Source organism: Gordonia aichiensis, from assembly GCF_039946255.1.
GTDB classification, from domain to species: domain Bacteria; phylum Actinomycetota; class Actinomycetes; order Mycobacteriales; family Mycobacteriaceae; genus Gordonia; species Gordonia aichiensis_A.
Genome location: NZ_JBCDWL010000031.1, coordinates 1 through 8,415, shown reverse-complemented (window position 1 = coordinate 8,415; position 8,415 = coordinate 1). Strand labels below are relative to the sequence as shown.

Annotated in this window: 7 protein-coding genes; 2 read left to right on the top strand and 5 right to left on the bottom strand. The window is 62.0% G+C overall.

All coding sequences use genetic code 11. The annotated features are described in order from the left end of the window. Positions 1 to 401: 401 nt before the first annotated feature. The 4 genes from AAFO60_RS21035 to AAFO60_RS20720 form a co-directional block, all read right to left on the bottom strand. Complete coding sequence (locus AAFO60_RS21035; RefSeq protein WP_425553078.1) at positions 402 to 695, bottom strand: hypothetical protein; 294 nt, start codon at positions 693 to 695, stop codon at positions 402 to 404. 104 nt (positions 696 to 799) lie between these two features. Beyond that, complete coding sequence (locus tag AAFO60_RS20730) at positions 800 to 2,671, bottom strand: sigma-54-dependent Fis family transcriptional regulator (protein ID WP_344785673.1); 1,872 nt, start codon at positions 2,669 to 2,671, stop codon at positions 800 to 802. Between the two features lie 541 nt (positions 2,672 to 3,212). After that, positions 3,213 to 3,596 carry a zinc-binding dehydrogenase gene (locus AAFO60_RS20725; RefSeq protein WP_344785675.1) on the bottom strand — a complete coding sequence of 128 codons (384 nt, stop codon included), beginning with the start codon at positions 3,594 to 3,596 and terminating at the stop codon, positions 3,213 to 3,215. 247 nt (positions 3,597 to 3,843) lie between these two features. Beyond that, positions 3,844 to 4,275: an alcohol dehydrogenase catalytic domain-containing protein gene (locus tag AAFO60_RS20720; protein WP_347958138.1), complete on the bottom strand. Its 432-nt coding sequence runs from the start codon at positions 4,273 to 4,275 to the stop codon at positions 3,844 to 3,846. A 209-nt stretch (positions 4,276 to 4,484) separates the two neighbouring features. On the opposite strand from AAFO60_RS20720, the gene AAFO60_RS20715 reads away from it, so the two are divergent. Both AAFO60_RS20715 and AAFO60_RS20710 read left to right on the top strand, forming a co-directional pair. Then, entirely contained in the window at positions 4,485 to 6,086 is a 1,602-nt protein-coding gene (locus tag AAFO60_RS20715; RefSeq protein WP_347958137.1) for a flavin-containing monooxygenase, read from the top strand. 24 nt (positions 6,087 to 6,110) lie between these two features. Next, positions 6,111 to 7,307, top strand: coding sequence for a serine hydrolase domain-containing protein (locus AAFO60_RS20710; RefSeq protein ID WP_347958136.1), 1,197 nt, complete (start codon positions 6,111 to 6,113; stop codon positions 7,305 to 7,307). Between the two features lie 454 nt (positions 7,308 to 7,761). Here the strand turns inward: AAFO60_RS20710 and AAFO60_RS20705 are convergent, their stop codons facing one another. After that, positions 7,762 to 8,262 (bottom strand): integrase core domain-containing protein, encoded by a 501-nt coding sequence (locus AAFO60_RS20705; protein WP_347958139.1) that lies wholly within the window; start codon positions 8,260 to 8,262, stop codon positions 7,762 to 7,764. Positions 8,263 to 8,415: the final 153 nt, after the last annotated feature.

Genomic DNA, 8,415 nt, shown 5'->3' with positions numbered 1-8,415 from the left:
TGACTACCGTGAGCATGAGGCGTGCCTTTCCGCCAGCGCTGCAACGCTGACTTGATCAAGTGACTACCGGGATCATTCTGCGGGAAGGCACGCCCTCCCAGATCCACAGGTCTTGATCATTCCTCGCATCCGCCGCCACGATCGGCACTGACGATTGCCCGGCTCGTTTGCGCCGCGGCGCCCGGCGCACCTGCAGGCCCTCCTCCGTCCACAGCCGATGCACCTTCTTCTTTGCGAGCCGTGGTCGCGGCGACCACCGCGATGCTCGAAACGCTGCGGCTCAGATCGTCCATCAACTCAACTGCCTCCATCAGTGGTTAAATCGAACCTCGAATAAGTGCAGTTAACAGGTCAAATGGCCTCTGGCGCGGGGTGTGTCGAATGCCGGTCGAGAGCGCCAATTACGTTTCCTCGGCCCTCGTAGGGAAGTGCCTGGTGGTGAACGGATGGTCCGGGTGGGTCACTGCGGCGAGCTGGACGGCGATCTCGCGGCGCTGTTGCTGGGTGAATCCGGTCCCCACCTCGCCGAGGTAGACCAACTTGTCTGAGGACCGCCCACGCAGGGCCCGCCCTGATGTCCCGTGCCGGGCGTAGCGACATAACCGGAAGCTGTCGGCACTTTCAAACCGGTTGCTGGGGTTAGTTGATTCGCGCCGGACGGGTGCCCGCGCCTGCCCACCTGGCGTAACGCGCATTACCCGCGCGCGAACATCTGGGGGAGAACTGTCTCAGCACAGCTTGGTCGGTGCAGCGTGTGACGTCTGGATCGCAGCTCATATAGAATTGCGGGCGTTCTCGGTTAGGTGGTCAGTTTATAGAACTTGATCTTTCGGTAGATGCTGCTGCGTGACATTCCGACGTGCTCGGCCGCAGCGGAGCGATTGCCGTGGTGGACGCGCAAAGCCTCGATGATCGCGTCTCGTTCGGCAATCTCGACGGGGCTGAGGCGGCGCTCGGTATCGCGTGTGTGGCAGTAGCGGGGGAGATCGACTTCTTGAATTTCACCTACTGGTCGGGTCTTCAGGGCGTGTGCGAGAGCGCTTCGAAGCTGCGGTATGTTTTCCGGCCAGGCGTAGGTGCAGATGGTCCGTTCGGCCGCACGGGAGAGACGGACATGGCGAGTGGGCGCGAGCTCGCTAGCGAGTCGGATGGCGATGGCAGGCAGGTCCTCAGTTCGTAGCCGAAGTGGTGGGACGCCGATGGCAGTGTCGAACTGCGAGAGCACGTTGTGGAAGGGTTCGGGCTGCTCTAGGTCTAGCTCGGTGGTGGTGGCCACGACGGCGATCGCCCGGGTTCGCAGAGCGGCATCGTGGAGAAGTCGGGCGAGGTTTGCCGCGCCAACTGTGTCGAGTTCGTTGATGTTACGGGCGACGATGAGGGTGAAGCTGGTGGGCTCGATGTCGCCGAGTGTGCCGCCTTCCGGGTCAATGCCGTGAGCGAGGTCGCTGGGATCGATGCTGATGCTCCGTGCTTGGGGATGGAGCGCGTGGAATAGTTCGACCGCCAGTGTGAAGCGTCCGGTACCCTCCTCGCCTGTCAGCAAGACAGGCGACACTTGGGGCCGGCCGATTGCGTCGGCGAGTTGCTCACGGGCGCGTTTCCATGCCGGGGACCTGTCCGGGCTGGTCGTTCTCCGGGACCGCGACCGCATGTCAGTCACGATCGACTGCGTGTGTTCGGTTGCGGTGGCGACGTTGGGCAGAATCTCTTCAGCGAACCCAGGCTTGCCAGCCCTCTTCGGAGGTAGCTCCTGCTCGGTGCACTCTGCGATCGCGACGATGCCGGCGGCGACTCCACCTGCCACGATTCGGGTGCCGTGGACGTTGACATGTTGCCCGGAACTGAGGACGACTGTGTCGGATACGTGGCTGCGTCGGCCGATCATGAATGTGATGTGATCACGGATAGCGAGTTGTTCGTTCGGCGAAAACAGTTTCTGGGCCGCAGCATTGGCCATGGTGACCGACTCGCCGAATCCGAATACTGCTCGTCTGCTGGAACGAGCGTCAGTCCGGAGGTAGGTGTCGAAGAGTGCCTGCTGAGCCTGGCTGCGGTCGAGGAGCAGGTTGCGAGCGATGTCGTTGGCTGCTGACTTGACGAGGGTGTGCATGAGTGGGCTCCAGGACTGCGCGACTGTCGACACGTCGAGGATTCCCTCGAGTCGACCGGTGATGGGATCGACAACCGGCGCTCCGGTACAAGCGAACTGCTGGAGATGTTCGGAGTAGTGTTCGGCGCCCACGACCGAGATGGCCTGCCCAGATTCGATCGCCGTTCCCACCCCATTGGTGCCCACGGTGTCTTCGGCGTAGGTGAAGCCGGGCGCGAACTCGACGCGATCGAGCAGGCGACCCATTCCGGAGGAGACGTCGATGCGTTGGATCAATCGGGCGCGATGGTCGGTGAGCGCAATCACTAACGCCATGTCCGCGATGTCGGCACCTAGCTGGTCGAGCACCGGCCGGGCACTGCGCACCAGTCGTGACGATGCGTCGATGTCTTCGGTGTAGCTCGGCACCGCTCGATGCGCGCTGACACCCGCCGACTGGCTGCGCTCCCAAGACGCGGCAACAACGTCGGGTACGCCCGCTGCACCGGGTTTGCCGTTCTCGAGGAAGTCCGCGCGAGCAGCGGCGGTGCGCAGAAATCGGTTGGCGGGGTCATCGGTCAAATCAACCACCTCCTGTGATTCAGAGCACATATCTACTAGCAATGATCCCTGACCGGCCAAGGTGTGCCAACCCGGTTCACCGGTCCCGTATGGGTCATCCTGTGCATCCGCAGGTGGCGCGTGGCCGGGTGTTTGCGCATGACCGGCCGAGCCCCTGTCTGTGCTAGCGCGCCCGCTCGAGCCGGACTCTGGCGATCCTGCGCCACGACGCGTACTCGGAGTTCCAGGTCAGAGCTGGCGGCGGGCGGTCGTCGAGGATTGACCAAACGCGATGGAAGAACTCGCGTTCGCTCACTCCGAAGGTGACGAAGATGCCCTCGGCGGAACCGCCGCCGAACCGAGCCCATGTGCGGAAGAAGTCCAGCATTGCTGGGAGGTCTTTCCGCCATTCCTTCGGCGGCGGCGGTGTCGATTGAGCCTCGTGTCGGCACCTGAGCGGCTGGTGACGCTCGGGTCGGAGCCGTTGCCTTGGTGTGGCCCGCGACGATGCCGGTGTATTCATCCGTCTGCCCGATCTCCGATAGGTGGGTCCGTGTGTCAGCTAGAACGTGATCAGGGGTTTGATCACGTTGTCTTCTTTGGTCTGCATCAGCTTGAAGCCCCTCTCGACATCGTCGAAGCTGAACGTATGCGTGGTCATCGAGGTGGGATCGACTCGCCCGGTGCCGAGGACCGCAAAGATCCGCTGCATTCGGTCGTTGCCGCCTGGGCAGAGTCCGGAGTGAATTGACTTGTCCGCCATTCCCAAGCCGAACGCATCGAGCGGTACCTGTAGGGGATTCGGGTTCTCGCCGTGGTAGCCGATGTTGGAGATTCGCCCGCCCGCCTTCGTGACGCGCAGGCATGCCTCCCACGTTTGGGGGAGTCCGAGCGCTTCGATCGCGGCGTCGACACCCTCGCCGGTCGCGGCGAGGATCTGCTCCACAGCATCTCCCTCGCTGTAGTCGATAATGTCGGTGGCCCCAAAGCTTTCGCGAGAGCTTGTCGTTGGGGAATCGATTCGACCGCAAAGATGCGGCCGGCGCCCTGTAGAGTCGCGCCGATCGTCGCGCTCAGGCCGACAGCTCTCCGCGCGAAGATGGCGACTGAGTCTCCGATGCGGAGATGGCAGTGCTCGGCGCCCATGAAGCCGGTGGACAGCATGTCGCATGCATAAACGGCCGCTTCGCTGCTCACCGCATCGGGGATGGGGCGAGGTTCGCCATCGCGTGTGGCACCACAAAATACTCGGCGAGGTTGCCGTCATTGACTGCGGTGTACTTGTATCCGCCGAGCGGACCCCCGCACTGGCTGGTGTAGCCGGTCTGACAGTAGCGGCACTGGAAACACGGAGTGATCGCGTTGACCGCCACGCGCTGACCCTCCACGAAACCTGTCACATTCGACCCGGTTGCGTACACAACTCCGAGGGCTTCGTGGCCGAGGGTGACGCCCGGGTTCACTGGTAGGACGCCGGCGACCGTGTGCACGTCGGAGGTGCAGATGAGCGCGTGAGTCGTCTTCACGATGACGTCGTCCGGGCCGGGATCGGGAATTGGCTTGTCGACAACCGCGGTCTTGCCCACCTCCGGCATGACGAACGCCTTCATCGTGGATGAACTCATCGAAGTCTCCTGTGTTGCAGATCGCATCGCAGCTTGTTTGTGAATGATGTAACACTTGGAGAGGGGGTGGGGTGTCCCAATTTGACACGGCCGCCGGAGTCCGGTCGCGTCAGGTTTTGTTCCAAACTGGGACACGTCACGTCGGTTGAGACACGCCAACACTGAGGTTGAACAGTGATCACAGTCACAGTCAACCGAGGAGGCAAATTATGACGGCTCAGAGTCTCGACGCAGTCATCATCGGCGCTGGAGTCGCCGGGCTGTACCAGCTCCACCAGTTACGAGAACAGGGCTTCACGGTCCGCGCATACGACGCCGCGACCGACGTCGGAGGCACCTGGTACTGGAATCGATACCCCGGTGCGAAATTTGACTCCGAGGCCTACATCTACCAGTACCTGTTCAGCGAGGATCTGTACAAGAACTGGAGCTGGAGCCACCGATTCCCCGAGCAGCCCGAAATCGAGCAGTGGTTCCACTACGTTGCCGACGCGCTCGACCTCCGCAAGGACATCCAATTCGAAACGACGATCACAGCGGCGGTCTTCAATGACGACACTGGCCGGTGGACGGTCAGCACCAGCACGGGCGAGACGATCGATGCCCAGTACGTGGTCGCGTGCACCGGCATGTTGTCGGCGCCGATGTCGAATCTCTTCGCCGGGCAGGACGACTTCCGCGGCGACATCTTCCACACGGCACGTTGGCCACGGGGAGAGCTCGATCTCTCGGGAAAGCGCGTCGGTGTGATCGGCAACGGCGCCACCGGTATTCAGGTCATTCAGACGATCGCCGACACCGTCGACCACCTCAAGGTGTTCATCCGGACTCCCCAGTATGTGCTGCCCATGAAGAACCCCAGCTACGGCCCGGACGAGGTCGATGGCTACAAGGAACGCTTCGAAGAACTGCGGCAGACCCTTCCCCACACCTTCAGCGGTTTCGAGTACGACTTCACCAGCGCATGGGGAGACCTGACGCCGGCCGAGCGCCGAGCCCGGCTCGAAGCCGACTACGACAACGGCTCCCTCAAACTCTGGCTCGCTTCGTTCGCTGAGATCTTTTCCGATGAGCAAGTTAGCGAGGAGGTTTCGGAGTTTGTCCGGGACAAGATGCGTGCGCGGCTCAACGATCCTGAACTAGAGGACTTGCTGATCCCCTCCGCCTATGGGTTCGGCACCCACCGAGTGCCCCTCGAAACCGACTACCTCGAGGTGTACCACCGTCCCAACGTCGAAGCAGTCCGTGTCAGCGACAACCCGATTGGCCGCATCGTCCCGGAAGGCATTCTGCTTGAGGACGGCACCGTGCATGAGTTGGACGTGATCATCATGGCCACAGGCTTCGATGCCGGAACCGGTGCGTTGACTCGCATCGACATTCGAGGCCGTGACAACCGCTCCCTTAAGGACGACTGGTCGCGCGACATTCGCACCACAATGGGCCTCATGGTCCACGGCTATCCGAACCTTTTCACCACCGGCGCGCCGCTGGCGCCATCAGCTGCCCTCTGCAACATGACGACCTGCCTTCAGCAGCAGACGGAGTGGATCACCGGTGCAATCCTGCATCTGCGCGAGAACGGCAAGGCTGTCATGGAGCCCACGCAGCAAGGACAAGATGATTGGGTCGACCACCACGACGCCCTTGCCGACGCCAACCTGATCTCGAAGACCAACTCCTGGTACACGGGATCGAACGTTCCAGGCAAGCCTCGCCGGGTCTTGTCGTACGTCGGTGGAGTTGGCGCCTATCGCGAGCGCACACAAGAGGCCGCCGCCGCCGGTTACAAGGGATTCGACCTGCGCTGACCCGCAGTCTGATAGGAGTAAGTCATGACTTCAGTAGTAGGGCGGCTTGACGCCGCCGCATTCAAGCAGTCGGCCGATGCGACCCTCGATAGCGCAGTCGCCGGAGACCAGGGTGTCCCAGGCGTGGTCGCCATGGTCACCGACCGTGACAGTACCGTGTACTCCAACGCCGCCGGACGCCGCAACAGCAACGGTGATGCAATTACCACCGACGACGTGTTCGCCCTGTTTTCCACCACCAAGGCGATCACTGCGACCGCCGCACTACAGCTGGTGGAAGAGAACCGGCTCGATCTCGATCGCCCTGCGGGCGACTACGTTCCCGAGTTGAACGAGCTGCAAGTACTCGAGCGTATCGGCAGCTCCGGGCCAGTACTCAGACCGCCTCGGAGTCAGGTAACAACCCGCCAACTACTCACGCATACAGCGGGATTCGGCTACGACTTCTTCGACGACAACTATCGTGAGCTCGCAGACAGCTACGGCCAGCCCAGCGTGATCACCGCGACCAAAGAAGCGCTCACAACGCCGCTTCTCTTCGATCCCGGGCAACGCTGGCAGTACGGTTCCAACATCGACTGGGTCGGCCAGGTCATCGAACGAATCACCGGGCAGCGACTCGGCGAAGTCTTTGCCACCCGCATCTTCGAGCCGCTCGGCATCGAGGCAATGAGCTTCGAACTCAACGACAATCACCGCAACCGACTCGCGCAGATGCACGCCCGCAACGCAGACGGTTCCCTGACGCCGATGGACTTCGAGTTGCCCTCCCCGCCCGATGTCCACATGGGTGGGCACGGTCTCTACGGCACGGTGTCCGACTACATGAAGTTCATCCGGATGTGGCTCAACGATGGGTTGGGCGAACATGGACGAGTTCTCAAACCGGAAACCGTACAGAACGCGGTGCAAAACCACACAGGGCCCCTGCCGGTCACCGCACTCCCCGGTGTCATACCCGAGCTGTCGAACGACGCCGAATTCTTTCCAGGAGTCTCGAAGTCCTGGTCACTGCCGTTCATGCTCAACAACGAGGAGGCCCCAACCGGCCGACCCGCAGGCGGGTTAGGTTGGGCCGGTTTGGCGAACCTCTTCTACTGGATCGACCGTGAGAATGGATACGGGGGCTTCTGGGCAACCCAGATCCTCCCGTTCGGGGACGCCACATCCTTCGGCAGGTACCTCGACTTCGAATCCGCCTTCTACCAGTCGCTGAGCTGAACGCGGCGGTGCCGGGCCCTCGCTCCCGCAACTATGGCCTGGCACCGCCACCGGCTGCACCAACAATCATCCTCAGGAACTCTCGTGACCTGCCCAACTCTCACCGATAGGTACAGTTCGCTCCTGAACTGGGCTCGCGCCAGCAACACCCGCGGTTCCCGTCTACAACAGCAGTGGAGCGTCTTCGAACGCCTCGGGTTTGCACTTGTCACTGGCGACGGCGACATGCTGGACCAATACGGTGAGAGTCGAACCACCGTCCTGAAGCGCTGGTCATACGCACTATGGGGAGTTGACGCCGGGGCCGAAGACAACGAGGTCGGAAACCCACGGACAAACGCTTGGTTCGACTGCTTGCGAGCCGACTTCGACTTGGAAGAGGCAACAAACGGATTTGGCAGGTCCCCGATAGCCGGTCCAGGCAGTTCTAGAGCCAGTTTCTTCTAGCTGTCGGTCAGTCGATCTCGCAGCCCACAGGGTGGTGCTGGTGGGTGCATCGGGCAGCGTACTCGGCCGGGGTCTGGTAGCCCAGCGCCGAGTGGCGGTGCCGGTGGTTGTGGTCGTGTTTGAAATCGTCGATCACCACGCGAGCTTCGAGCAGGGTGGGCCAGCAGTTGCGGTTCAGGCACTCGTCGCGAAGCCGGTTGTTGAACGATTCGATGAACCCGTTGTTCCACGGCGTGCCGGGCGGAATATAGGAGATGCCTACCGACCCTGCACAGAACGCCTGGAGCGCCTCTGAGATGAACTCAGGGCCGTTGTCCATGCGTAGCACCATGGGTGGGCCACCCCAGATCGCGAAGGTCTTCTCCAATTCCTCGACCAACCGGTCGGCGGTGATCGAGCGATCCACGATGTTGAGCAACGACATCCGGGTGTGTTCATCGACCATTGATGCGATCTTGACTTTCTTGCCATCCACGGTCGAGTCAAACTGAAAGTCCAATGCCCACACCACCTTCGGCGCATCCGCCGATCCGCGAGATATTGTCAAGATCTGTGGATGAGGTTGTTTCAGGCAGCCTCCTGCTGGTCGGGTGAGGCGGTGCCGGGTTCGACGAGTTCGCCGTTTTTGAAGGTGGCGCCGGCCCGGACGTGAGCGACGAGG